Annotated in this window: 18 protein-coding genes and 1 pseudogene; 12 read left to right on the forward strand and 7 right to left on the reverse strand. The window is 73.3% G+C overall.

Annotation, left to right across the window (positions count from 1 at the left end; all coding sequences use genetic code 11):
* Positions 1 to 2: 2 nt before the first annotated feature.
* Together AWQ71_RS37970 and AWQ71_RS37975 are read right to left on the reverse strand one after the other, a co-directional pair.
* Complete coding sequence (locus AWQ71_RS37970) at positions 3 to 932, reverse strand: diacylglycerol/lipid kinase family protein (RefSeq protein WP_067143704.1); 930 nt, start codon at positions 930 to 932, stop codon at positions 3 to 5.
* Positions 933 to 1023: 91 nt separating this feature from the next.
* Positions 1024 to 3774, reverse strand: coding sequence for an immune inhibitor A domain-containing protein (locus tag AWQ71_RS37975; RefSeq protein WP_067143705.1), 2751 nt, complete (start codon positions 3772 to 3774; stop codon positions 1024 to 1026).
* Positions 3775 to 4076: 302 nt separating this feature from the next.
* Here AWQ71_RS37975 and AWQ71_RS37980 point away from each other — a divergent pair, with 302 nt between their 5' ends.
* The 9 genes from AWQ71_RS37980 (at position 4077) to AWQ71_RS38020 (ending at position 15447) form a co-directional block, all read left to right on the forward strand.
* Complete coding sequence (locus AWQ71_RS37980) at positions 4077 to 5426, forward strand: FAD-binding oxidoreductase (protein ID WP_067143707.1); 1350 nt, start codon at positions 4077 to 4079, stop codon at positions 5424 to 5426.
* An 81-nt stretch (positions 5427 to 5507) separates the two neighbouring features.
* Positions 5508 to 7298 carry a serine/threonine protein kinase gene (locus AWQ71_RS43540; RefSeq protein WP_067143709.1) on the forward strand — a complete coding sequence of 597 codons (1791 nt, stop codon included), beginning with the start codon at positions 5508 to 5510 and terminating at the stop codon, positions 7296 to 7298.
* A 153-nt stretch (positions 7299 to 7451) separates the two neighbouring features.
* The gene (locus AWQ71_RS37990) at positions 7452 to 9059 is read left to right on the forward strand and encodes an acyl-CoA carboxylase subunit beta (protein WP_067143711.1); all 1608 of its coding nucleotides are present in this window, start codon (positions 7452 to 7454) and stop codon (positions 9057 to 9059) included.
* 7 nt (positions 9060 to 9066) lie between these two features.
* The gene (locus tag AWQ71_RS37995; protein ID WP_067143713.1) at positions 9067 to 11091 is read left to right on the forward strand and encodes an acetyl/propionyl/methylcrotonyl-CoA carboxylase subunit alpha; all 2025 of its coding nucleotides are present in this window, start codon (positions 9067 to 9069) and stop codon (positions 11089 to 11091) included.
* Positions 11057 to 11875, forward strand: a complete 819-nt coding sequence (locus AWQ71_RS38000; protein ID WP_084259752.1) for an enoyl-CoA hydratase-related protein — start codon at positions 11057 to 11059, stop codon at positions 11873 to 11875. Before AWQ71_RS37995 ends, AWQ71_RS38000 begins: the two co-directional genes overlap by 35 nt.
* The gene (locus AWQ71_RS38005) at positions 11872 to 13740 is read left to right on the forward strand and encodes an acyclic terpene utilization AtuA family protein (protein WP_067143717.1); all 1869 of its coding nucleotides are present in this window, start codon (positions 11872 to 11874) and stop codon (positions 13738 to 13740) included. Before AWQ71_RS38000 ends, AWQ71_RS38005 begins: the two co-directional genes overlap by 4 nt.
* A gap of 68 nt (positions 13741 to 13808) precedes the next feature.
* Positions 13809 to 14015: a hypothetical protein gene (locus tag AWQ71_RS38010; RefSeq protein ID WP_067143718.1), complete on the forward strand. Its 207-nt coding sequence runs from the start codon at positions 13809 to 13811 to the stop codon at positions 14013 to 14015.
* A gap of 163 nt (positions 14016 to 14178) precedes the next feature.
* Complete coding sequence (locus tag AWQ71_RS38015) at positions 14179 to 15030, forward strand: helix-turn-helix domain-containing protein (protein WP_067143721.1); 852 nt, start codon at positions 14179 to 14181, stop codon at positions 15028 to 15030.
* Between the two features lie 159 nt (positions 15031 to 15189).
* The gene (locus AWQ71_RS38020) at positions 15190 to 15447 is read left to right on the forward strand and encodes a hypothetical protein (protein WP_067143723.1); all 258 of its coding nucleotides are present in this window, start codon (positions 15190 to 15192) and stop codon (positions 15445 to 15447) included.
* Between the two features lie 27 nt (positions 15448 to 15474).
* Here AWQ71_RS38020 and AWQ71_RS38025 read toward each other — a convergent pair whose 3' ends face one another.
* From AWQ71_RS38025 to AWQ71_RS38045, 5 genes are all read right to left on the reverse strand, one after another.
* A complete protein-coding gene (locus tag AWQ71_RS38025) occupies positions 15475 to 17619 on the reverse strand; it encodes an ArnT family glycosyltransferase (protein ID WP_169806728.1) in 2145 nt (714 codons plus the stop codon).
* Positions 17616 to 18827 carry a bifunctional glycosyltransferase family 2/GtrA family protein gene (locus tag AWQ71_RS38030; RefSeq protein WP_067143748.1) on the reverse strand — a complete coding sequence of 404 codons (1212 nt, stop codon included), beginning with the start codon at positions 18825 to 18827 and terminating at the stop codon, positions 17616 to 17618. The genes AWQ71_RS38025 and AWQ71_RS38030 overlap by 4 nt, the downstream gene beginning before the upstream one ends.
* A 137-nt stretch (positions 18828 to 18964) precedes the next feature.
* Positions 18965 to 20413 (reverse strand): sensor histidine kinase, encoded by a 1449-nt coding sequence (locus AWQ71_RS38035; protein WP_067143725.1) that lies wholly within the window; start codon positions 20411 to 20413, stop codon positions 18965 to 18967.
* On the reverse strand, positions 20410 to 21153 hold the full coding sequence (locus AWQ71_RS38040; RefSeq protein WP_157570829.1) for a response regulator transcription factor: 744 nt from the start codon (positions 21151 to 21153) through the stop codon (positions 20410 to 20412). The genes AWQ71_RS38035 and AWQ71_RS38040 overlap by 4 nt, the downstream gene beginning before the upstream one ends.
* Complete coding sequence (locus AWQ71_RS38045; RefSeq protein ID WP_067143727.1) at positions 21134 to 22678, reverse strand: phytoene desaturase family protein; 1545 nt, start codon at positions 22676 to 22678, stop codon at positions 21134 to 21136. Before AWQ71_RS38045 ends, AWQ71_RS38040 begins: the two co-directional genes overlap by 20 nt.
* Before the next feature lie 244 nt (positions 22679 to 22922).
* On the opposite strand from AWQ71_RS38045, the gene AWQ71_RS38050 reads away from it, so the two are divergent.
* The 3 genes and pseudogenes from AWQ71_RS38050 to AWQ71_RS38060 all read left to right on the forward strand — a co-directional run.
* On the forward strand, positions 22923 to 23837 hold the full coding sequence (locus AWQ71_RS38050) for a pseudouridine-5'-phosphate glycosidase (RefSeq protein ID WP_067143729.1): 915 nt from the start codon (positions 22923 to 22925) through the stop codon (positions 23835 to 23837).
* A gap of 1 nt (position 23838) precedes the next feature.
* Complete coding sequence (locus AWQ71_RS38055; protein ID WP_067143731.1) at positions 23839 to 24783, forward strand: carbohydrate kinase family protein; 945 nt, start codon at positions 23839 to 23841, stop codon at positions 24781 to 24783.
* Between the two features lie 65 nt (positions 24784 to 24848).
* A pseudogene (locus tag AWQ71_RS38060) lies at positions 24849 to 25205 on the forward strand (hypothetical protein); the annotation flags it as partial.

Raw genomic sequence — 25205 nt, forward strand, 5'->3', positions numbered from 1 at the left:
GCTCAGGTGTCGGTGAAGCTCTGGGGCACCATGACGCGCACGCCGTTCGGGATCGTCTTGATCACGAGCGGGGTGCGCAGCCGCACCTCGCCGTCGATGTCGGCGGCCATCGGCGGGTCGGTCTCCAGCAGCATCTCGGTCCCGGACACGAAGGGGCCGCCGGCGAGGCTCTGCCAGCGGCCGGTGGTGGCCCGCACGAGGGTCTCGGCGAGCAGCCTGAGCCGTTTGCCGGAGCCGAGCTGGTACGCGACGAGCCTCCGGTTGTCGATGCTGATGTCCCTGGCGATCTGCCAGCCGCCGTGGAAGCGGCCGTTGGCGATGTTGAGCTGGTGGGTGAGCACCTCGTGCCGCCGGCCGTCCACGGTGATGTACGCCCGGAACGGCTGGTGGCGGGGCAGCAGCCGGATCGCGGTCAGCGGGTAGGCGGCGCGGCCGAGGAGCCGCTTGACCCACGGGCGCACGGTCCCGGCGACCTCGACGGACACGCCGAAGCTGGCGAGGTTGGCGAAGGGGCGGTCACCGCAGAGGCCGAGGTCGATGTCGGCGACCTTGCCCCCGGTGAGGACGCGTACGGCGCGGGCGAGGTCGAGCGGCAGGCCGAGGCTGCGCGCGAAGTTGTTGGTGGTGCCGAGCGGCAGGACGCCGAGGGCGACGTCGCGGTGCGCGATGTGCTTGATCGAGCTGCTCAGGGTGCCGTCGCCGCCGCCCACGACGAGCAGGTCGGGCGCGGCGTCGAGCGCCCGCTCGATCGTCGCCCTGAGCCGGGTGGGGTCGGTCACCTGATGGACCCCGACCAGGTCGAACCGGCCGGTGCGGAGGAGCCGCATGACCTCGGGGTAGTGGCGTCGCCCCCGTCGCGACCGCGTGTTCACCACGACGGCGGCGCGGCGATGCGCATGGATCGCGGCCGTATGGTCCGCTTTGCTCCGCATGATCACATGGTAGGCGGGCCCGGCGGCTGCTGTGTGCCGCCGGGCCCGCCCGTCCGTTTACCGCATCGCGGTCACTTCTTGTTACTTCGTGTTACTTCTTGGGCGTCTTGACCTGGACGACCACGCCGAGGTTGAACGGCATCGGCGTGAGGAGCCTGATCTCCACGCCGAGCTGCTTCTTCTCGTCCCCGGGGTTGCCGGTGCCGAGGATCGCGCCGTTGACGTCGGCGCCGTACAGCTCGGTCGCCGGGGTGCCGTCGGGGTGGACGATCCGGGTGGTGTACGGCTGGTTGTCCTTGGACGGGACCACCGCGGAGCCGTCACGGTGCCGGTAGAAGAGCTGGCCGTCGCGAATCTCGAAGCCGGGGTACCAGCCCTTGGCGTCGGTGAAGGTCGACACGGCGTTCTGCTTCGCGAACGAGGTGCAGTACTCCTTGAACGGCTCGCCCTCGATGCACTCCTTGAACGGGTACGTGCCGGCGAAGTTGAACGACGCGTTGGAGGACTGCGGGCGGGACGGGAGGTTCTTCAGCGTCGACGGGTCCTTGGTCGCCGCCTCGCCCGTACGGCGCAGCGGCTCGAAGTGCGAGTCGACGAGGAGGAGCTGGCCCTTCGGACCCACCGAGGGCAGGTCGAAGCTGCTGTCGGCCACGTTGTTGGCGGCCCGCGAGGCGTCGCGGTACCAGACCAGCAGGCCGGGCGCGTTGTACTTGACCTTCTCGACCTTCCAGGCCCCGTCGCGCTGCCAGGTCGTGTCGTAGGTGTACTCGAGGCCCTTGTCGAAGCCGTCGAAGTTACGCCACTCGGCGAGGTAGTACTGGGCCGTCTGCAGCTCGCCGGTGTGGGTCACCCAGCCGGCGCCGCTGGTGTTGGTGAAGGTGCCGGTGGCGGCGGTCCAGCCGTTGTCGCCGTTCTCGACGTCGTCACTCCAGACGGACGTGCCGCCGTCGGTGAGCGAGAAGTCGTCGAGGAACCAGCCGGTGTTGACGGCCGCCGCGTCCGTGGCGTAGCGGAAGCGGACCTGGACGGACTTGCCCGCGAACGGCGTCAGGTCGGTGTACAGGTGGGTCCAGCCGTCGGTGTCGCCGGTGATCCCGTACTTCTTGTTGCCGAAGTCGCGCAGACGGCCGTTGGGGTCGGCGTAGCCGTCGTCGGTGCTGACGAGGGAGCCGTCCTCCTTGTAGACCTTCTGCTCGGCCCAGGTGGCGCCGCCGTCCGCGGAGACCTCGACGAACCCGAAGTCCCAGTCCTGCTCGATGCTGTAGTCGCTCCACCACCGGAACTTCTCGTCGGCGCCGGCCGGGACGTCGACCGTCCTGGTCAGCTTCGAGTCGGCCCAGTTCTGGTCGCTGTTGGACCACCAGACCTTGGAGCCGCTGTGCGGGGTGGTCATGACGACGTGCTTGTCCGGCAGGTTGATCCGCAGGCCGTCCTCCATGTTCTTCGGAGTACGGGAGCTCTGGCCGATGGTCAGCGCCTTGGTGCCGTCACCGGGGTTGAGGTTCTTGGGGTTCGCCCAGCCGAGCACCCACTTGTCCCACAGACCCATGTGCGAGGGCAGCGACTGGAAGATCGGCCCGGAGTGGGAACCGCTGGCCATGAGGTCCCAGAAGTCCACGTCGGAGTCGCCGCCGCCGGAGGCGTCGTAGAGGTCCGGCAGGCCGAGGTCGTGGCCGTACTCGTGCGCGAAGACGCCGACGCCGGAGTTCTCGGGCTGCACGATGTAGTTGGAGATCTTGACGTTGGTACCGGGGACGGTGTAGCCGCCGGTCACGTCGCTGGAGTGCGCCCAGATGGCGAAGGTGCCCTCGGCGCCGCCGCCGCCGGACTTGTCCTCACCGGCGTGGATCAGGACCAGGTGGTCGATCACGCCGTCCGGCTCGTCGTAGTTGCCGTTGCCGTTCGCGTCGGAGACGTCTTCCCGGTCGTAGTCGGCCCACGGGAAGTTCGGGTTCTGCGCCACGAGGGCGTTCACCGCGTCGATCGGGAGCTGGGCGGCGCCGCGCGGGTTGTCCGGGTGGCCGCTCATGTCCTGCATGGGCGAGCCGCACTTGCCGGCGCCGTACCACGCCTCGGAGTGCGGGACCTTGACCCAGCCGACCGCCTCACCGGAGACGGTGTATGCGCCCTTCGACATCTCCTCGTACATGTTCTTCATGGTGGAGCCGGAGATGTCGATGCCCTTCTTACCGTCCCGGGGGTCGGTCAGGTCAGGGCGGACGCGGGTGGTGATGCCCTCGGAGGAGTAGAGCATCTTGTTGTAGTGGGCGTTGTTGAAGTCCGCCACCCACATCGAGTTGTTGTCCTTGCCACCCCCGGCGGCGTCAGCCGGGTTGGCGATGTTGTTGTGCAGCGGACCGTTGACCTTCGTGCCCGGCGGCTCGGTCACGCAGTCGTCGACGTTGTTGATCGACTTGGGGTGCGAGAAGCCGGAGAAGTCGTCGTTCGCCTCGTCGTTGAACTCGACGAGCAGGGTGAGCAGCTTGGCGGTCTTGGTGGTCTTCGACTTCTTGTACAGGAAGTCGAAGGGGTTCTGACCGGTCTTGATGGCCCGCTTCTCGTTCTTGGCCAACTCGCGCGCGGCGACGGGGTTGCCGCTGGCGTACTTGCGGTCGATCTCCTTCGCGAGCGCGGCCGTGCGGGCGGCGCCCTTCGGGGAGACCTTTTCGGGGGTTTCGCTGACGTCGCTCTGCACGCTCGGCGCCGCGTAGTTGATGTAGTGGTCAGCCGCCGAAGGCTGATAGTTGGCCTGGGGGGCGGCCGCACCTGAGGTGGCGAGTCCCGCAGCGGCCAGCCCGAGAGCGGGCACCACCGCGGCGAGACGCCTGAGTCTCCTGGACAACAAGATCCCTTTCCTGCCCGGGTTCGCCGGACGCGTCACGAGGCGCACCGGGATGAGCGCACGCCTGGCCTAGGGGGGGTCCCGTGGCGAGGCGCGCCCCGGGAGCCGCAAGCGGAAGATAAAGAGCAAGTAAAGGGGGCGTAAAGGGGCGCAAGGGAAGTTTGTAGAACCGTGATCTCCGCGGAATCGGGCGCCGCCCCACCTGCGCGGACGCCGTGCGCGCCGCACGCGGCGGCTCGACCGATGTCCCCACCTGCGATTTCTCGCATCATGTGAGCGCGCTGCGGCGTAAAGTCCCATTTGTGAAAGAGCTCATCGCCGCGCTTCCCGAGGGTCGGGTGCTCACCGATCCCGATGTCACCGAGTCGTACGCCAGGGACCGGACCTTCCTGCGCCCGGGCAAGGCCCTGGGTGTGGTGCTCGCCCAGTCGCGGGACGACGTGGTGACCACGATGCGGTGGGCCACCGAGCACCGGGTGCCGGTCGTGCCGCGCGGGGCGGGCACGGGCCTGGCCGGCGCGGCCACGGCGGCGGACGGCAGCGTCGTCCTGTCGCTGCATCGGATGACGTCGATCCTCGAACTGGCGCCCGACGACGAGATCGCGGTCGTCGAGCCCGGCGTGATCACCGCCGACCTGGACCGCGCGGCCCGCGAGCACGGCCTGATGTACGCGCCCGACCCGTCGTCGTACGAGATCTCGACGATCGGCGGGAACCTCGCGACCAACGCGGGCGGGCTGCGCTGCGTGAAGTACGGCGTGACGCGGGACTCCGCGCTCGGCCTGGAGGTGGTGCTCGCCGACGGGCGGGTGCTGGAGACGGGCCGCCGCACGGTGAAGGGCGTCACCGGTTACGACCTGACCGGGCTGTTCGTCGGCTCGGAGGGGACGCTCGGGGTCATCACGAAGGCGACCGTGCGGCTGCGGCGGGCCCCGGCCGAGGTGGCCACGGTCGCGGCGGAGTTCTCCTCGCTGCGGGACGCGGCGGCGGCCGTCTCGGCGATCATCGCGGCCGGATGCCAGCCGTCGCTGCTCGAACTGATGGACCGCACCACTCTCAAGGCGATCGACGACTGGAAGAACATCGGCCTGGAGCCGGGCACCCAGGCGATGCTGATCGCGCAGTCCGACGCCTCCGACAGCCAGCGGGCCGCCGCCCGGATGGCCGAGCTGTGCGACGCCAACGGCGCGTCCTTCACCGCTTTGTCCGGCTCGCCCGAGGAGGCGGCGGAGCTGGTCGGGGTACGGCGGCTCGCCTACCAGGCCAAGGAGCGCCTCGGGCAGTGCCTGGTCGAGGACGTGTGCGTGCCGCGGTCGGCGCTGCCCGGCATGATCTCGGCGGTGGAGGCGGCGGCGGCGCGGCACGACGTGATGATCGCGACGGTGGCGCACGCGGGCGACGGCAACCTGCACCCGGTGTTCGTCTTCGAGCGCGGACTGGCGGAGCCCCCGCCGCAGGTGTGGGCCGCGGCCGACGAGGTCTTCCGCGAGGCCCTCGCGCTGGGCGGCACGCTGACCGGCGAGCACGGCGTCGGCCTGCTCAAGCGCCGCTGGCTCGCGCTGGAGTCGGGACCGGTGGCCACCGAGGTCCAGCACGGGATCAAGCGGGTCTTCGATCCGCTCAATATTCTCAATCCCGGTAAGGCCATCTAAAGCAATAGAAATCCGCCTCACCTTCTATCACTGGTAGCGTTTTCCTCTCCTGTCACGCTAATTCGGGAAAACGGGGTCAACATGACGCTGGGGGAAGGTGATCCGGAGAAGCTGGGCCCATACGAGCTCGTGGACCGGCTCGGAGAGGGCGGCCAGGGGGTCGTCTATCTCGGTCGGGGCCCGGCCGGCGAGCAGGTGGCGGTCAAGCTGCTGCACACCCGCTTCTCGGCGGACCCCGAGGCACGGCACCGGTTCCTGCGCGAGGTCGCGCTGGCCCAGCGGGTCGCGCCCTTCTGCACGGCGCCCGTCCTGCACGCCGACCTCGCCGGGAACCAGCCCTACATCGTCAGCGAGTACGTCCCGGGGCCGTCGCTCCGGCAGCTCGTGGACAAGGAGGGGCCGCGCCGGGGGGCCGCGCTCGAACGCCTCGCCATCAGCACGGCGACCGCCCTGGCCGCCATCCACCGGGCCGGGATCACGCACCGCGATTTCAAGCCGGCCAACGTCCTGATGGGGCCCGAGGGCCCGGTCGTGATCGACTTCGGCGTGGCCCGGGCGTTGGACTCGCCGCAGGCGACCGCGACCGGCGCCACCATGGGGACGCCGTCGTACCTCGCGCCCGAGCTGCTCTCGGGCAGCGAGGCGACCGGGGCCGCCGACGTCTTCGCCTGGGGCGTCACCATGGTGTTCGCGGCGACCGGGACGCCGGCGTTCGGCGCCGACTCGATCCCGACGGTGATCAACCGGATCCTGAACGTCGAACCCGACGTCAGCGCGCTCGTTCCGCCGCTGCGCGACCTCGTCTCCGCGTGCCTGTCGAAGGACCCCACCCGGCGGCCCACCGCCGACGACGTGGTCGCCATGCTCACCGGCCGTCCGGGGGCGTACGCGCCGCCCGCGCACCCCGGGCCCGCCCACGCGGCGCCCGCGCACCCTGAGCCCTCCCACACGGTGGCCGCGCACCCCGCGCCCACCCGCGCGGTGCCCACTCAACCGGGGCCGTCCCCGGTGCAGGGCCCGGGGCCGCAGGCGGGGCCGGCGGCGCCCACGACCCGGCCCGCCGGGCGGAAGGCGGGGCGGCGGCTGCCGATCCTCGCCGGCGCCGGGGGCGTGGTCGCGGTGGCGGCGATCATCGCGGCCACCCTGGTGAACACACAGACCACCACGAACGTGGCCAACGAGGAGCCGAAGGCCGCCGCGGTGGAGACGGGCGATCCCGCGGACGCCACCGTCCCCACCCCGGACAGGCCCCGGACCGCGGACCCCTCGCCCTCGCCGTCGCGGTCCCCGCGCTCCCGCCCTGCGCAGAGCCGTACCGCGCCGCCGCCCGTGCCCGCCCGGCAGGAACCGGCGCACACCGCGGCGCCGACCCGCACCGCGCCGCCGAAGCCCGCGTCGACGCCGCGCCCATCGGACTCCTCTGTCCTGATCCCGCCGGGCTCGGAGCCGGACCCGGCGCCGACCAAGACGGCCGCGCCGGCCAAGACCCCGGCGCCGACGAAGGCGCCCGCCCCGACGAAGACGGCCGCGCCGCCGCCTCCGAAGCCGAACCCGTACACGGCGACGGGCGTGTGCGGGGCGGGTTTCAAGGTCATCGACTCCCACGGGTGGGGCGGCAACGCGACGACCTACCTGCTCTACAACGCGTCCACGGGCAACAACTGCGTGATCACCATGTCCAAAAACGTGGTGCCCGGCAAGATCAAAATGGGCGCGGTGCTGCAGGTCAAGGGCGGCGCCTCCGCCAGCGACTGGGGCTCGTACACGACCTACGCGGGCCCGAAGAAGCTCGCCGCGAAGGGCAAATGCGTCATCTGGGGAGGCGGGTACGGCTCCGCCGCCTGGAACAGCTCCTGGTCCCACTGCGGCTGACGCGGCCGCGCACAGCGCCGGCCCGGCGGCGGCACGGCGGCGGGCACACGACGACGGCCCGCCGCCGGCACACCCCGGACCGGCCCGGCGTTGACGCGCACGCCGCTCTCCGAGCAGGATCTTGCCCATGGCTGCACACGGTTCGGTGGCGCGATGGCGATCCTGACCAGTCGCCTGGACGCCGCCGCCCCCGAGTACGACGCGCGCCGCGCGGCCATGCTCGCCCGGCTGGGCGAGCTGGCGGCGGAGCACGCGAAGGCGGTCGCGGGCGGCGGCCCGAAGTATGTGGAGCGGCACCGGGCGCGCGGCAAGCTGCTCGCCCGCGAGCGGATCGAGCTGCTGCTCGACCCCGACTCCCCGTTCCTCGAACTCTCGCCGCTGGCCGCCTGGGGAACTGACTATCCGGTGGGCGCGAGCGTGGTCACCGGCATCGGGGTGATCGAGGGCGTCGAGTGCGTGATCAACGCCAGCGATCCCACGGTGCGCGGCGGCGCGTCCAACCCGTGGACGCTGCGGAAGTCGCTGCGCGCGGCCGAGATCGCCCTGCGCAACCGGCTCCCCCTGGTGAACCTGGTCGAGTCGGGCGGCGCCGACCTCCCGGCGCAGAAGGAGATCTTCATCCCCGGCGGGCAGGTGTTCCGCGACCTGACCCGGCTGTCGGCGGCCGGCGTCCCGACGATCGCGCTGGTCTTCGGCAACTCGACGGCCGGCGGCGCGTACGTGCCGGGCATGAGCGACTACGTCGTCATGGTGAAGGACCGGGCGAAGGTGTTCCTCGGCGGCCCTCCCCTGGTCAAGGTGGCGACCGGCGAGGAGGCCGACGACGAGTCGCTCGGCGGCGCGGACATGCACGCCCGGATCTCCGGGCTGGCCGACTACCTCGCGGCCGACGAGCACGACGCGCTGCGGATCGGCCGCCGGATCGTGGCCCGGATCAACCGGCGCGAGCCGGGGGCCGCACTCGCCCCTGTGCCCGCCTTCGCGCCGCCGCCCCGCTACGAAGAGGACGAGCTGCTGGGGATCGTCCCGGAGGACCTGAAGATCCCGTTCGATCCACGCGAGGTCATCGCGCGGATCGTGGACGGCAGCGACTTCGACGAGTTCAAGCCGCTGCACGGCCCGAGCCTGGTCACCGGCTGGGCCGCCCTGCACGGCCACCCGATCGGGATCCTGGCCAACGCGCGGGGCGTGCTGTTCGGCGCGGAGTCACGCAAGGCCGCGCAGTTCATCCAGCTCGCCGACCAGTCGCGTACGCCGCTGATCTTCCTCCAGAACACGACCGGATACATGGTGGGCCGCGAGTACGAGCAGGACGGCATCATCAAGCACGGCGCGATGATGATCAACGCGGTATCCAACTCGACGGTCCCGCACATCACGATCGTCATGGGCGCCTCCTACGGCGCGGGTAACTACGGCATGTGCGGCCGGGCGTACGACCCGCGCTTCCTGTTCTCGTGGCCGAGCGCGCGGTCGGCGGTGATGGGGCCCGCGCAGCTCGCGGGCGTGCTGTCCATCGTCGGGCGGGCCGCCACCGAGGCCAGGGGCCAGGTCTACGACGAGGAGGCGGACGTCGCGATGCGCCATGCGGTCGAGGCTCAGATCGAGGCCGAGTCGCTGCCGTTCTTCCTCTCCGGCCGGCTGTACGACGACGGCGTGATCGACCCCCGGGACACGCGCACCGTCCTCGGCCTGTGCCTGTCCGCGATCGGCAACGCCCCGGCCGCCGCGCCCGCGGGCTACGGCGTCTTCCGGATGTGAGGGTGCGATGAGGACGATCAACCGGCTGCTGGTCGCCAACCGCGGCGAGATCGCCCGCCGGGTGTTCCGCACCTGCCGCGATCTCGGCGTGGAGACGGTCGCCGTCTTCTCCGACGTCGACGCGGACGCGCCGCACGTCACCGAGGCCGACCAGGCGGTACGGCTCGGCGGCCCCCGGTCGTACCTGGACGCGGACGCGATCGTCGAGGCGGCCCGGACCGCCGGCGCGGACGCCGTCCACCCGGGGTACGGCTTCCTCTCCGAGAACGCCGAGTTCGCCCGGGCCGTGCTCGACGCGGGCCTGATCTGGGTCGGCCCGCCGCCGGAGGCCGTCGCCGCGATGGGCGCCAAGGTCGAGGCGAAGACGTTGCTGGCCGCCGCCGGGGTGCCGGTGCTCCCGACCTACGACCTCGACGACCTCGACGACCTCGACGACCTCGACGACCTCGACGACGATGACGCCCGCCCGCCGCTCCCGCTGCTGGTGAAGGCGTCGGCGGGCGGGGGCGGGCGCGGCATGCGGATCGTGCGCGCCGCCGCGGAGCTGCCCGAGGCGGTCGCGTCGGCGCGCCGGGAGGCGCTCGCGGCCTTCGGCGACGGCACGGTCTTCGCCGAGCCGCTGCTGGAGCACGCCCGGCACATCGAGGTGCAGATCCTGGCCGACGCCCACGGCACGGTCTGGGCGCTGGGTGAGCGCGAGTGCTCGGTGCAGCGCCGCCACCAGAAGATCGTCGAGGAGTCGCCCTCCCCCGCCGTCACCCCCGAGCTGCGCCGCGAGCTGTGCGACGCCGCGGTGCGGGCCGCGCAGGCGATCGGCTACGTCGGCGCGGGCACGGTCGAGTTCCTGGTCAAGGACGACGTCGTCGCCTTCCTGGAGATGAACACCCGGCTCCAGGTCGAGCACCCGGTGACCGAGTACGTCTACGGCGTGGACCTGGTCCGGCTCCAGGTGGAGATCGCCGAGGGCGCGCCACTGCCCGGGCTGCCGCCGAGCCCGGTCGGCCACGCGATCGAGGCCCGTCTCTGCGCCGAGGACCCGGCGAACGGCTGGCGGCCGCAGGCGGGGGTCCTGCACCGCTTCGAGGTGCCCGGCGTGGACGCCGAGTTCCGCGCCGCCGGGACGCTGCGCCTCGACTCGGGCGTGGCCGGCGGCGCGACGGTCACCCCGCACTACGACCCGATGCTGGCGAAGGTGATCGCCTACGCGCCCACCCGCGCGGGCGCGGCGCGGCGGCTGGCCACCGCGCTCGCCCGGGCCCGCCTCCACGGGCCGGTGACCAACCGCGACCTGCTCGTCAACGTCCTGCGCCATCCCGCGTTCCTGTCGGGCGAGACCGACACCGGCTTCCTCGACCGGCACGCCGCGGCCGTCTCGGCGCCGCGCGCCGGCGCGGACGCCGTGCGGATCTCCGCGCTGGCGGCCGCGCTCGCCGGCGCGGCGGCCAACCGGGCGGCGGCCCGGGTGCTCGGCGAGCTGCCCAGCGGCTGGCGCAACGTCGTCTCCCAGCCCCAGCGGACCGCGTTCGCGCTCCCCGGGGAGCCCGGAGAGCGCGTCGAGATCGCCTATCTCATCACCCGCGACGGCCTGTCCGCCGAGGGGTTCGACGGCGTGGAACTCGTCTCGGCGACGCCCGGCGAGGTCGTGCTGTCGGTCTCCGGGGTCCGCCGCGCGTTCGCCGTGCACGCCCGCCCCGGCGTGACGTACGTCGACTCCGTCCTCGGGGCGGTGCGGCTGGCGCCGCTGGAGCGGCTGCCCGAGCCGGCCCGACAGGTGGAGCCGGGGTCGTTGCTCGCGCCCATGCCGGGTACGGTCCTTCGCGTCGCCGTCGAACCCGGGGACCGGGTCGCCGCGGGCCAGCCGGTGGTCGTCCTTGAGGCGATGAAGATGGAACACCAGATCGTCTCGCCCGGGGCGGGCGTCGTGGCGGCGCTCGACGCCGTCGCCGGCCGCCAGGTCGAGGCGGGAGCCGTACTCGCCGTAATCGAGGAGCACGCCGATGACAACGCCGATGACAACGTTGGTACGCAGTGAGACCGCCGGAGGCGTGCGCACGCTGACCCTCGACTCACCGTCCAACCGGAACGCCCTGTCGGTCCGGCTGCTCGGCGAGCTGCGGGAGGCCCTGGACGGCGCGCTGGCCGACCCCGATGTGCGGGTGATCGTGCTGACCGGCGCCGGGCCGGTGTTCTGCTCCGGCGCGGACCTGAAGGAGCAGCGCGCGCAGCGGGAGGGCGAGCCGGGTGCCGCGCCGGTGACCGGGGCGTTCCCCGAGATCCTCTCCCTCATCTGGGACAGCCCCAAGCCGGTGATCTGCCGCCTGAACGGCACCGCGCGGGCGGGCGGCCTCGGCCTGGTGGCGGCGTGCGACTTCGCCTTCGCCCCGCTGTCGGCGACGTTCGCGTTCAGCGAGGTGCGGCTCGGCGTCGCGCCGGCGATGATCGCGGTCACCTGCCTGCGCCGGATGGAGCCGCGCGCGGCGGCCGAGTACTTCCTCACCGGCGAGGCCTTCTCCGCCGCCAGGGCCGCCGAGGTCGGCCTGCTCACCCGGGCGGTGCCCGAGGACGAGCTGGACGCGACCGTCGCGCGGTACGCCGACATGCTGCTGCGCGGCGGGCCAGAGGCGCTGGCGATCACCAAGCGGCTGGTCCGCGAGGTGCCCGCGATGCCGGTGGACGAGGGGCTGCGCCGGATGGCCGAGCTGTCCGCCGAGCGGTTCACCTCCAAGGAGGGGCAGGAGGGCATCCGCGCCTTCATGGAGAAGCGGCCCGCCGCCTGGATCCCGCCCGCGCCCGCCTCCGGGGACGCGCCGCGATGACCGAGCGGGGGGACGGCGCGGGCGCCGGGCCGCTCCGCGTCGCCAACTGCAGCGGGTTCTACGGGGACCGGCTGTCGGCGGCGCGCGAGATGGTCGAGGGCGGCCCGATCGACGTGCTGACCGGCGACTGGCTGGCCGAACTGACCATGCTGATCCTCGCCGGGAACCGGCTGAAGGGCCGTCCCGGCTACGCCCGCACGTTCCTCACCCAGATGGAGCAGGTGCTCGGCACCTGCCTGGACCGCGGTATCAAGATCGTCACGAATGCGGGCGGACTCGACCCGGCCGGGTGCGCGGAGGCGGTGGCCGAGCTCGCCGACCGGCTGGGGCTGTCGGTCACCGTCGGCCACACGCCCGCCGTCGACCCGATCGAGGGCCGGGTCCGCGTCGCCCGCCGCCGGGCGCGGATCGCCCACGTGACGGGGGACGACCTCATGCCCCGGCTGTCGCCGGCCTCCCCCGAGCCGATCCCGGCCGCCGCGCTCGTCAACGCCGACACCGGGGAGCCGTTCACCGGCCGTCCGGTCACCGCCAACGCCTACCTCGGCGGGCGGCCGATCGCCGTCGCGCTGGAGCAGGGCGCCGACGTGGTCGTCACCGGGCGGGTCACCGACGCCGCCCTGGTCACCGGCCCCGGCATGTGGTGGTACGGCTGGCGCCCCGGCGACCTGGACGCGCTCGCCGGGTCGGTGGTGGCCGGGCACGTGATCGAGTGCGGCTGCCAGGCGACCGGAGGCAATTACGCCTTCTTCGAGGAGGTGCCGGACCTGGCGCGGTGCGGCTTCCCGATCGCCGAGCTGCACGCGGACGGGTCGAGCGTGATCACGAAGCATCCGGGCACCGGTGGCCTGGTCTCCGTCGGCACGGTCACCGCCCAGCTCCTGTACGAGATCGCCTCCCCGCGCTATCTCGGCCCGGACGTGACGGCCCGCTTCGACACGATCCGGCTGGAGCAGGAGGGCCCGGACCGGGTCCGGATCAGCGGCGTGCGCGGCGAGCCGCCGCCGGACACGCTCAAGGCCGGGATCAACCTGGTCGGCGGCCATCGCAACACCATGACGCTCGTCCTCACCGGGCTCGACATCGAGGCCAAGGCGCGGGTCGCGGAGGAGGCGGTCTTCGCGCGGGTGCCCCGGGAGTCGTTCGAGCGGGTCCACGTCGAGCTGACCCCGCTGCCGGACGGCGACGCGGCGACGGCGCTGCTGCGGATCACCGTGATGGACCCCGACAAGGAGAAGGCCGGACGGCGGTTCTCCTCCGCCGTGGTGGAGACCGGGCTGGCGAGCTACCCGGGGTTCTACGCGCTCACTCCCCCGGGCGACGCCGCGCCGTACGGCGTCTTCTGGCCCGCCCTGGTGGACGCGGGCGTGGTGCCCGCGGTGGTGACGGTCGAGGGCAGGCGGATCACCGTGCCGTGCCTCGCCCCCGCGGACGTCCACCGCGGCCGCCACGGGAGCCTGCCGGAGGCCCCGTCCTTCCCCGTCCCGGCTCCGGCCGCTCCCGGCGTCCCTGTACGGCGGGCCCCGCTCGGGCGGGTGGCCGGGGCGCGTTCGGGCGACAAGGGAGGCAACGCGAACCTGGGCGTCTGGGCCACGACCCCCGAGGGGTACGCCTGGCTGGCGGCGGAGCTGACCGCCGACCGGCTGAAGGAGCTGCTGCCGGAGACGCGCGACCTCACCGTCGAGCGCTTCGAGCTGCCCAACCTGCTGGCGCTCAACTTCGTCGTCCACGGGCTGCTGGGCCGGGGCGTGGCGGCCAATCCGCTGCTGGACGCGCAGGCCAAGGCGCTCGGCGAGCGGCTGCGCGCGGCCACCGTGCCGATCCCGGAGCGCCTGCTGGCGGACAACCGGAAATTGCCGGAGTGACCCCCCGAAAAACCCAAGAACCTTTACAATTGCCAGCAATTGTTGCCGGTTTCGGGGAAGGACCGCCCATGCGACTTCGCTTTCTCGGCTCGACGTCGGAGGCGGGGGCGTGCCCCTCGCTCTACGAGACCGACCGGGGCACGATCGTCGTGCAGGGGATGGAGCTCGTCGACGCCGACGCGCGGGCGGACCTGCGCCATGTGCTCGACGGCGAGACGGCCGTCGAGGTGCCCAAGGAGCTGCTGGTGGAGATCGCCAGACGCGTGCTCGCCTGATCACGATTAGGCACACCCCTATGGCCGGATCGGCCCGGCGGGTCTACCTTTGAGCGCACCACAGGCGGAGGTAGCACGTGACCGACCGAACCACCCGTACGGCGACCGCCCATCCACGCGCCGGAGGGGGGAGCCCGGCGGCACCGCGCGGGAGGGTCCTCGGGTGAGCGGCTTCCAGCAGGCCCGCGTGGATCTGGGGGCCGAGCTGCGGCGGCTGCGCGAGGCGGCGCACCTGTCGGGCAAGGAGCTGGCCGAGCGCCTCGGCTGGCAGGCGTCCAAGGTCTCCCGGATCGAGAACGCCCGGCAGACCGCCACCGAGGACGACGTGGTCACCTGGGGGCAGGCCGTGGGCGCCGCCCCGGACACCGTGGACGACCTGATCGAACGGGCCCGCGGCCTCGTCGAACGGCACGACTCCTGGCGGCAGCGGCACCGGAGCGGCCTGGCCGCCCTCCAGGAGGACCTGCGTGACCTGGAATGGCGGACCCGGATCATCCGGGCGTTCGAACCCGGCATCGTGATCGGCCTGCTGCAGACCGCCGAGTACGCCAGGAACATCTTCACCCGGGTGCGCCGCCTGTACGAGGCGACCGACGACATCGACGCGGCGATCCGGGTCCGGATGCAGCGCCAGGAGATCCTCTACGACCCCGCCCGCTCGTTCCGGTTCGTCCTGCCGGAGGCGGTGCTGCGCTACCGGTTCGCGCCGCTCGACGTGATGCGCGGCCAGATGGACCGGCTGCTCGCCGTCACCACCCTGCCGAACGTCGAGTTCGGCGTCATCCCGACCGGGGCGCTGCTGCCCACGACCCTGGTGAACCCGTTCTGGATCTACAACGACTCCCTGGTCGGGGTCGCCACCAAGACCAAGGAGATCCTGCTGCGCGACTCCGAGGACGTCGCCTTCTACGCCCGTGAGTTCGAGGAGCTCTGCGCGGTGGCCGCGTTCGGGGAGGACGCCCGCCGGCTGATCGTCCAGGTGATCGACGACTACGACCGGCAGCCGCCGAGCTGACCGCGTGAATGGCCGGGCCACACAGTCGCCGCGTCCGCCTGCCGCGGCCGTCCCGTCCCGTCCCGCGCGGCCCGTCGTCGCCGGAAGAATCGCCGCAATTGCTTGTATCCGGCTCCCAGCGCGTGCAATCCTTTCCACCTGAACGGGAGGTGAAGCGCGTTGGTCGACACGGTTTCGCGCATCCAGGAGTTCGCGTCGGCGGTTCGCACGCACATCGACCTCTCGGTCCGGGTGGTCGGCGACATGCCTCCCCGGGTGCAGGTGCGCAACCGGTTCAGCGAGACCCTCCGCGAGACCGTCACCTGCTCCGAGGACGGCGCCTTCCTCACCTCGTGGGGCTACCGGCTCGGCACCGTCGAGTGCGTCGAGTCCGCCGCCGCCCGGCTCGCCTACCTCCTGGCCGCCCTCCCCGCCTGACGGCTCGTACCTACCCGACGAGCCGCCTCAGTTCAGCCGGTACAGCGACGCCTCCCCGTCGGTTCCCCCGTACTCCGAGGCGGCCACCGGCGTGCCGTTGGCCTTCACCCACGCGGTGACCTCCGAGGACCCGCCGCGCGGCCCCTCCCCGCCCAGCAGGACGTACTTCAGCCGGCCGTCGGCGGCGTACTCCTGGAGTTCGGCGACCGTCATCGCCGGGTCGCCTCCGGTGAAGCCACCCATCGCGATGACCGGCCGGCCGGTGGAGAGGATGAGCGACGAGGCGCTCTGCGCGGAGGCCACCGCGACGAGCCAGGTCGCCCCGCCCTGGTTCCGCTCCAGATAGGCGGTCATCGCCTCGTCGACCCGGCCGCCGGGACCGCCGCCGAAGCCCCGCCCGCCGGGACCGCCGCCGAACCCCGGGCCTTCGGGGACGCCCGACGCGCTGGGGCCGCCGTACCGGCCCTCGGGACGATCACCGGCCCCTTGTCCCGGGCCTCCCGGGAAACCGCCTCTGAAGCCGCCTGCGGGCCCTCCTGCGGGGCCTCCGGGGAAGCCCGCCCCGCGACCGGTGACGGGACCCGCCGTCGGGTTCGTGCCGTTCACCCGGGACCCCAGCGGCGTCACCGCGTACGCCGCCGGACCGGCGAGCACGGCGAGCACCCCGGCGGTCAGCCCGGCCGCCGCGACGCGGCGCGCTCCGAAGGTCGCCGCCGCGAGCCCGAGGACCGCCGCGGCCGCCGTCCCCGCGACCACCCAGGGCAGCCACGGGACGAACTCCGGCGTACGGCGCAGCACCGCGAAGGACCACGCGCCGGTCACGGCGACGGACGCCGCGAGCACGCACCCCCAGACGCGGGAGGCGCGCCGCGCCCGCCACATCAGGACCCCGCCGAGGCCGGTCAGCGCGGCGATCGCGGGCGCCATGGCGGTCGTGTAGTACGGGTGGAACGTGCCCTCCGAGAAGCTGAACACGGCGTAGTGGACGAGCAGCCACCCACCCCACAACAGCGACGCGGCCCGGGGAACGGAGCGCCGGCCCGGCCACGACCCGGTCACCGTTCCCGCGCCCGGCGCCGGAACGTCCGGGGAGAACCGGCGGGTGGTCAGGACGAGCCCCGCCACCAGCGCGATCACCGCGAACGGGATCAGCCACGAGATCTGCCCGGCCAGGACGTCGTTGAAGAGCCGCCCCGCCCCCGCCTCGCCGCCCCACCCGCCGGGACCGCCGAACCCGCCGCGCCCGCCGCCGGACGGGTCGCCCTGGCCGAAGCCGCCTCCACCGCCGCCGAAGATGCGGCCCAGGCCGTTGTAGCCGATGACGAGGTCCCACACCGTGTTGTCGGTGCTGCCCCCGATGTAGGGCCGGCTCCCCTCGGGCCACAGGTCGACGACGACCATCCACCAGGCGCTGGACACCGCCAGCGCGACCCCGGCCGCGAGCAGCCGTCCCGCCCGCCGGAGGAACGCCCCCGGCGCCGCGTACAGGTAGGTGAGCGCGAACGCGGGCACCACGAGGTACGCCTGCAGCATCTTGGCGTTGAACGCGAGGCCGACCAGGACCGCCGCGACCACGAGGGTGCGCGTGCGGCCGTCGCGGACCGCCGCCAGGCAGAACCAGGCCGCCGCCACCAGGAGCAGCACCAGCACGGTGTCCGGGTTGTTGTCGCGGTCGATCGCGACGGTGATCGGCGTCAGCGTCATCACCAGGGCCGCGACGAGCGCGGCCGCGTGCCCGGCGGCGCCCGCCAGGGAGCGCCGGACCGCGGAGTGGAGCACCGCGACGGACGCCACACCCGCGGCGGCCTGCGGCAGCAGCATGCTCCACGTGCCGAAGCCGAAGATCCGCGCCGACAGGCCCATCACCCACAGGGCGAGCGGCGGCTTGTCGACCGTGATGAACGAGCCCGCGTCCAGCGCGCCGAAGAAGAACGCCTTCCAGCTCCGGGTGCCGGAGTAGACGGCCGCCGCGTAGTACTCGTTGGCGTATCCGTTCGCGCCGAGCGCCCAGGTGTGCAGGACGGCCGCGAGAACGAGCACGGCCCACAGCGCGGGGCGGGCCCAGCGCGGGTCCCCGGGACGGCCGAGCAGCAGCCGGCGCGTCCTGCCGTACCCGTGTGGCGCGGTGACGGCCGGGGCGGCGTGGGGCGCCGCGGTGGGGGACGCGCTCACCGGCCCTCCCTCCGCGGGTTGAACACCCACACCCGCATGAGGAGGAAGCGGGCCAGGGTGGCGGCGCCGTTCGCGACGATCACCCCGGCCAGCTCGGTCCCGCGCGAGGCGCCCGCGGGCAGCAGGGCGAGGATGCCGGTGGTGAGGGCGAGGCCGATCAGGAAGGCGGCCAGTCCCTCGATCTGGTGCCGCAGCGCCCCGGACGTCCCGGTGACCCCGAACGTGAAGCGCCGGTTGGCGGCGGTGTTGGCGATCGCGGTGACCAGCAGCGCGACCGCGTTCGCGGCGACCGCGGGCATGACGCCGCGCAGCAGCCAGAAGATCGCCAAGTGGGCGGCGGTGCTGATCGCCCCGATGATCGCGAAGCTGGGGAGCTGCCGGGCCATCCCGGCGGGCAGCGCGGCATGCCGTACGCGGGCCGGGACGGGCAGGCGCACCGCGCCGGAGAGCGTCCTGCGCGCGACCCGCCACATGCCCCGGAGGTCGTCGGCGGCGGTCCTGACGATGTCCACCCGGCTGTCGGGGTCGTCCACCCAGTCCACCGGCACCTCGTGGATGCGCAGCCCGTGCCGCTCGGCGAGGAGCAGCAGCTCGGTGTCGAAGAACCACTCCTGGTCCTCCACGACCGGCAGCAGCGCCCGCACGATCTCGGTGCGGCCCGCCTTGAACCCGCACTGCGCGTCGGAGAACCCCGCCCCCAGCAGCGAGCGGAGCAACAGGTTGTAGGAGCGGGAGATGAACTCGCGCTTGGGCCCGCGCACCACGTTGGAGCCGGTGGCGAGGCGGGTGCCGATGGCGAGGTCGCTGTGCCCGGTCAGCAGCGGGGCCACCAGCGGCAGGAACGCGTCCAGGTCGGTGGACAGGTCCACATCCATGTAGCTGACGACGTCGGCCTCGCTCTCGGCCCACGCCCGCCGCAGCGCGCGGCCGCGTCCCTTCTCGTCCAGGTGGAGGGCCCGGACACCCGGCAGTTCGCGGGCCAGCTCCGCCGCGATCGCCCAGGTGCCGTCCGTGCTGGCGTTGTCCGCGATCGTGATGCGGAAGCCGTACGGGAAGTCCCGGCTCAGGTAGGCGTGCAGCCTGCGGACGCTCTCGGCCAGCACGCGCTGCTCGTTGTGTACGGGGACCACGACCTCGACGAGGCGGGTCCTTCCCGGGGCCCCGCCGGAGGACGGGGCCGGAGTCGGGGGAACGGTCGCGATGCTCATGTCGTCCAACGTCGGCAGAGCGAATTGAACCTTGGTGAGCCGCCGATTAAGGATGTCTGAGAAAAGCCCGGGAGCCCCTGATCACGGACCTCCCGTCGCCGCTCGTCGCCCGTCCCTTGAGCCGCGTCTGAGCTGGGTCAGCCGGACTCGCCCGGGGTCCCCGGGAGGGCGACGGTGGCCACCGTCCCGCCGCCCGGCGCGTTCGCCACGCGCACCTCGCCCCCGGCGTCGCGTACGGCCTGGGCCACGATGGCGAGGCCGAGCCCCGAGCCGGGGAGGCTGCGCGCCGACGGCGACCGCCAGAACCGCTCGAAGACGTGCGGGAGCTCGTCGTCCGGGATGCCCGGCCCGTGGTCGCGCACGGTCAGCACACCGGCGGCGAGCCGCACCTCGACCAGGCCGCCCGGCGGGCTGAACTTCACCGCGTTGTCGAGCACGTTCACCGCGGCCCGCTGCAGGCCCCGGACGTCGCCGTGGACCCGCCACGGCTTCAGGTCCACCCGGAACTCCAGCCCCGGGCCGCGCCGTCTGGCGCGTTCCACGGCGGCGGCGACCAGGTCGTGGAACTCGACGTCGGCGGAGCGCTCGCCCGTCTCGGCGCTGCGCGACAGTTCGAGCAGGTCGCCGATCAGGCTCGACATCTCCTCGAACTGCTCCTTGACGTTGACCAGCAGCCGGCGCTTGGCCTCCGGCGCCAGCGGCCGGCCGGTGTTCTCACTGCGCAGCATCAGGTCGATGTTGGTGCGCAGGCTGGTCAGCGGTGTGCGCAGCTCGTGTCCCGCGTCCGAGACCAGGCGCCGCTGGCGCTCCTGCGAGCTGGACAACGCGGCCGTCATCGTGTTGAACGACCGGCCCAGCCGGGCGATCTCGTCGGTGCCCTCGACCGGGATCCGGATCGCGAGGTCCTCCGTACGCGCCACGTGCTCGACCGCGCCCGTCAGCCGCTGGACGGGGCGCAGCGCGGCGCGGGCCAGCCAGAGACCGGCCGCGGCCGCGCCGACCACGCCGGCGACGGCGACCGAGCCGAGGATCAGGGCGAGCATCCGGAGCGTCCCGCTCAGGTCCTCGGTGGAGCGGAACACGCTCACCGCCACCGGCTCGCGCACCGCGAACCGCCGTACGTCGTCGGGCGCCCCGGGCGGCGGCTGCGACGTGTACGTCCTGGTGAGGACGAGCACCTCGCTGCCGTTCTCGGTCACCGCGTCGCGCAGGACCGGCGCGCCGCCCGCGACCGCGAGCGCCCGCTCCTCGGCGGTCGGGACGACCTGGTCGGAGCCCCCGAAGACGCAGACGGAGCCGTCCGCGCGGATGACCGCCCAGCCGCGCCCGGACGGGTCCCACGGGTGCGGCGGCCCCGCGCCCTTGACCCCGGGGAGGCTCTGGCGCGCGGTGCCGTCGCAGTCGGCGAGCGCCAGCGCCACCTGCTCGGCGCGCGGGACGAACTCCAGCAGCGAGTCGCGCACCTGCCCCTGCATCTGGTCGCGGATCAGGAACCAGCACATCGCCGCCGACAGCGCCACGGCGGCGGCCACCGCGGACGCGATCACCAGGGTGAGCCGGGACCTGAGCGAGCGGCGTCTCCTCACGGGGAGGTCCGCAGCACGTATCCGACGCCGCGCACGGTGTGGATCAGCCGGGCCTCGTCGGCGGCCTCGGTCTTCCTCCGCAGGTACATCACGTACACGTCGAGGGAGTTGGACGACGGCTCGAAGTCGAAGCCCCACACCTCGCTGAGGATCTGTTCGCGGGTCAGCACCTGGCGCGGGTGCACGAGGAACAGTTCGAGCAGCAGGTACTCGGTGCGGGTCAGGTCGAGGGTGCGGCCGCCCCGGGTGACCTCGCGGGCGGCGGTGTCCATGCGCAGGTCGGCGAAGGCGAGCACGGCGCCCGCCTCAGCGCCCGGGGCTCCGGCGCTCAGCGCGCCGCGCCGCAGCAGGGCGCGCACCCGGGCGAGCAGCTCGTCCAGCTCGAACGGCTTGACCAGGTAGTCGTCGGCCCCCGCGTCGAGGCCGGACACCCGGTCGCCCACGGCGTCGCGCGCGGTCAGCATCAGCACCGGGACGTGGTTGCCTCCCGCGCGCAGCCGGCGGCAGGTGGTGAGGCCGTCCAGGCGCGGCATCATCACGTCCAGCAGCACCGCGTCGTACGGCTCGCGCTCCAGCCGGTCGAGGGCGGAGGTCCCGTCCGCGACGGTCTCGACCTTGTAGCCCTCGAACTCCAGGCTGCTCCGCAGCGCCTCACGCAGCGCCGGCTCGTCGTCGACCACCAGCAGCCGCGCCGCCCCACCCTCTACTCCCGTCACCGTCTCACGGTATCCGCGCCCCATGAGAGCTCGATGAGAGCAGGACGGCCATCGCGGCGTTGTGACCGGGGATGCCGCTGACGCCTCCGCCGCGCCGGGCGCCCGCGCCGCACAGCAGGATCCGCTCGTGCGCCGTCTCCACGCCCCATTGCCCGTCCGCGGCGGACTCGGCGTACGGCCAGGACAGGTCGCGGTGGAAGATGTGCCCGCCGGGGAGCCCGGCCTCGGCCTCCAGGTCGAGCGGGGTGCGCGCCTCGATGCACGGCTCGCCGGACGGCGCGCGGAGCAGGCAGTCCTCGATCGGCTCGGCGAGCACCGCGTCGACCGACGCGAGGGTGCGGCGCAGCGCCTCCTCGCGGGCGCCGGGCGCGGTGAACAGCCGGGCGGGCATGTGCAGGCCGAACAGCGTCATCGTGTGCGCGCCGGACTCCCGCAGCTCACGCCCGAGGATGGACGGGTCCGTCAGCGAGTGGCAGTACATCTCGGCGGGCGGCAGGTCCGGGATCCGGCCCGCCGCGGCCTGGGCGCGGGCGGCGGCGAGCTGCCCGGCCCCCTCGTTGATGTGGAGGGTGCCGCTGAACGCCTCCTCCGGGCGTACGGAGGCGTCCCTGAGCCGGGGCAGCCGGGAGACCACCATGTTGACCTTGAGCTGGGAGCCCTCCGGCCGCTCCGGGGTCTCGCCGAGCAGCCGGGCCAGCACGGCGGGCGGCAGCGCGGCCAGGACGTGGCCGGCGGAGACCGTGTGCTCCCCGTCCGCGTCGCGGAAGGCCACCTCGCCCGACGGGTCGACGGCGAGCACCTCGGCGCCGCACCTGATCTCGGCCCCGGCGCTCCTGGCCGCGTCCGCGAGGGCCTGCGTGACGGCTCCCATGCCGCCGACCGGGACGTTCCAGTCGCCGGTCCCGTCGCCGATGACGTGGTACAGGAAGCACCGGTTGGCGAGCAGGTCGGCGGCCGGGTCGGCGAAGGTGCCGATGAGCGCGTCGGTGAGGACCACGCCGCGCACGGTGTCGTCGGCGAAGCGCTCGGCGACCACCTCGCCGATCGGGCGTTCGAACAGGTCGCGCCACGCCTGCGCCCCGACGAGGTCGCGCAGCGCCGCGCGGTCGGGCAACGGTTCGAGGAGGGTGGGCGCGACCTGCCGGGCGACGTGGGCGGTCATCGCGTAGAAGCGGCGCCACGCGTCGTGGTCGCCGGCGCCGCCGGTGACGGCGGCGAACGACGCGGCGGTGCGCGCCTCGTCTTCGCCGTCCACGAGCAGCCCGGTGTCCCCGACCGGCGTGTACGAGGCGAAGCGGCGGCGGCGCAGCTCGACGCGTACGCCGAGGTCCTCGACGATCTTCCGGGGCAGCAGGCTGACCAGGTAGGAGTACCGCGACAGCCGGGCGTCCACTCCGGGGAAGGCCCGGGCGGAGACCGCGAGCCCGCCGACGTGGTCGAGGCGTTCGAGCACGAGCACCCGGCGTCCCGCCCGGGCGAGATAGGCGGCGGCGACCAGGCCGTTGTGCCCGCCGCCGGCGACGACCGCGTCATAGCGCGAGTGAGCCATCGTTCTCCAGGGGTCGGCCGCCGGCCGGAGGCGGCGGGGTACCGGACGTGTCGTGGCCGGCGGGGACCCCAGGTCGCCGCGTGGCCGCGCGTGAGGGGCACACTAGCCCGGAGGGTCCGCCCGGACCAGGGGGTCCATGCCCACTTCCCCGCTGTTTCGCTGGCTGATCGTGCGGTGGACGGCCCCGAGCGATACGTATAAGTTTGTCCTTTTGTAACCATTTGGGAAGCTACCTGGGAGAGCCATGCTCAAGGTCGTGCCGTCGGAGGAAGTCGCCGAAGCCCTGTCGGCCGGGAGGCCGGTCGTGGCGCTGGAGTCGACAATCATCTCCCACGGGCTGCCGCAGCCGCGCAATCTGGAGGTCGCCCTCGAACTTGAGGAGATCGTGCGCGCGGCGGGGGCGGTGCCGGCGACCATCGCGGTCCTGGACGGCGTGCCCCGCGCCGGGCTGGACCGCGAGGGCCTGGAGCGCATCGCGACCGAGCCCGGCCTGCGCAAGCTCGGCTTCCGCGACCTGTCCCCGGCCGCCGCGCTGAAGGTCAGCGGCGCGACCACGGTGTCCGGCACCTCGTTCCTCGCCGCCCGGGCGGGCATCCGCGTGTTCGCCACCGGCGGGCTCGGCGGCGTCCACCGCGGCTGGACCACCGTGCAGGACGAGTCGGCCGACCTGGACACGCTGAGCCGTACCAGGATCACGGTCGTCTGCGCGGGCGTGAAGTCCATCCTCGACGTGCCCGCCACGCTGCAGCGGCTGGAGACCCGGCAGGTCACCGTGGTGGGGTACCGGACCGACGAGTTCCCCGGCTTCTACCTGAACACCTCCGGCGAGCCGGTGGACTGGCGGATCGAGACCGCCGCCGAGGCCGCCGAGATCATGCGGGCGCAGGACCTGCTCGGCGGGCCGGAGACGGCGCTGATCGTCGCCAACCCGGTGCCGGTCGCCGACCAGCTCAACCCGGCGCTGCACGACCGGGTGCTCGCCGAGGCGCTCCGCGCGGCCGACGAGCGGGGCATCGCCGGGCAGGCGATCACGCCGTTCCTGCTGGAGTACCTGGTCAACGGAACGGACGGCGCCTCCCTTGAGGCGAACCTGGCCGCGGTGCGCGGAAACGCCCGCCTCGCCGGGGAGATCGCGGCATCCTGGTCGCGGGAGGACTGACGTGGGAGGCCTGCTGGTGATCGGCGACGTCGTCACCGACGTCGTGGCGTTGCACGGACAGCCGGTCGCCACCGGCACCGACACCGCGGCCGACATCGTGCTGCGTCCGGGCGGCTCCGGGGCCAACACGGCCTGCTGGGCCGCCCGTCTGGGCGCGGACACGCGGCTGCTGGCCCGCGCCGGGCACGACACCGGCGAGTGGCACCGGGCCGAGCTGGTCAAGGCCGGGGTCCGGCCGCACCTGCGGATCGACCCCGAGCGGCCGACCGCCGTCGTCATCGCCATGGTCGACCCGAGCGGTGAGCGCTCCATGCTCACCAACCGCGGCGCGGGCCGCCACATCGGCCCGGAGGACTGGTCGCCCTCGTTCCTCGACGGTGTCGCGTACCTGCACCTGTCGGGCTACACGCTGTTCGAGCAGCCGGGCCTCGACCTCGCCCGGCTCGCCATGCGCGAGGCCGCCGGACGCGGCGTGACCGTCAGCGTGGACGCCGCCTCGACCGGGTTCCTCCGCGAGTTCGGGCCGGAGCGCTTCGTCCACGAGACCTCCGCCGCCCAGATCGTCATCGCCAACCTCGACGAGGCGCTGCTGCTCACCGGCGCGACCGCCCCGGAGGCCGCGGCCGCGTCCCTCAGCGACGCGTACGGCACCGCCGTGGTGAAGCTGGGGGCGGGCGGCGCGCTGCTCGGCGAGGACGGAACGGTCGTGGCGAAGGCGCCCGCGGCCCCCGCCGAGGTGGTCGACTCGACCGGCGCGGGCGACGCGTTCGCCGCCGGGTTCCTCGCCGCGCTGCTGTCCGGACTCGACCCGCGGACCGCGCTGGAAAATGGTTGCCGGGCGGGCGCCGTGGCGGTCGCGCAGGTCGGCGGCCGTCCTCCGGTCCCGGGAACGGCCGCTCAGTCAGCCGGTATCGCCAAGGAGCTTTACCCTATTGACACTGATTGATAGCTTGCGGCGTAAGCTGCACCATTAGCAACATGCGTCACTCTCGGGAGGGTGCGGTCATACCGATGGACGCCGAGTCAACGATCTGCCTGAGCGATCTGGTTCCCGCCCTTCGCTGGACCCGTGCACAGCACGTTGCCGAGGTTCTGGCCGACCCTCGCCTGCCCGCGGGCTGGTGGGGCTCCGTCGCGCTCGGCCGAGCCCTCGGCGCGACCGGAGTGGACTGGCTCTGCGAGCGGCTGGCCCGGCTCGCCGCGACCCGCTGGGATCACCTCGCGCTGACCGACCTGCTCCCCGCGATCCAGGTCCACTCGGTGGATCCGACTCTCCCCGGCTGGCAGGAGCCGGCCCGCTCCGCGGTCACCGGCCTCGGCGGCTGGCACCGGCTCCGCCGGCTCACCCCCGGAGACCTGCAGAGCCCC

Source organism: Microtetraspora malaysiensis, assembly GCF_001528665.1.
Taxonomy (GTDB): Bacteria; Actinomycetota; Actinomycetes; order Streptosporangiales; family Streptosporangiaceae; genus Microtetraspora_A; species Microtetraspora_A malaysiensis.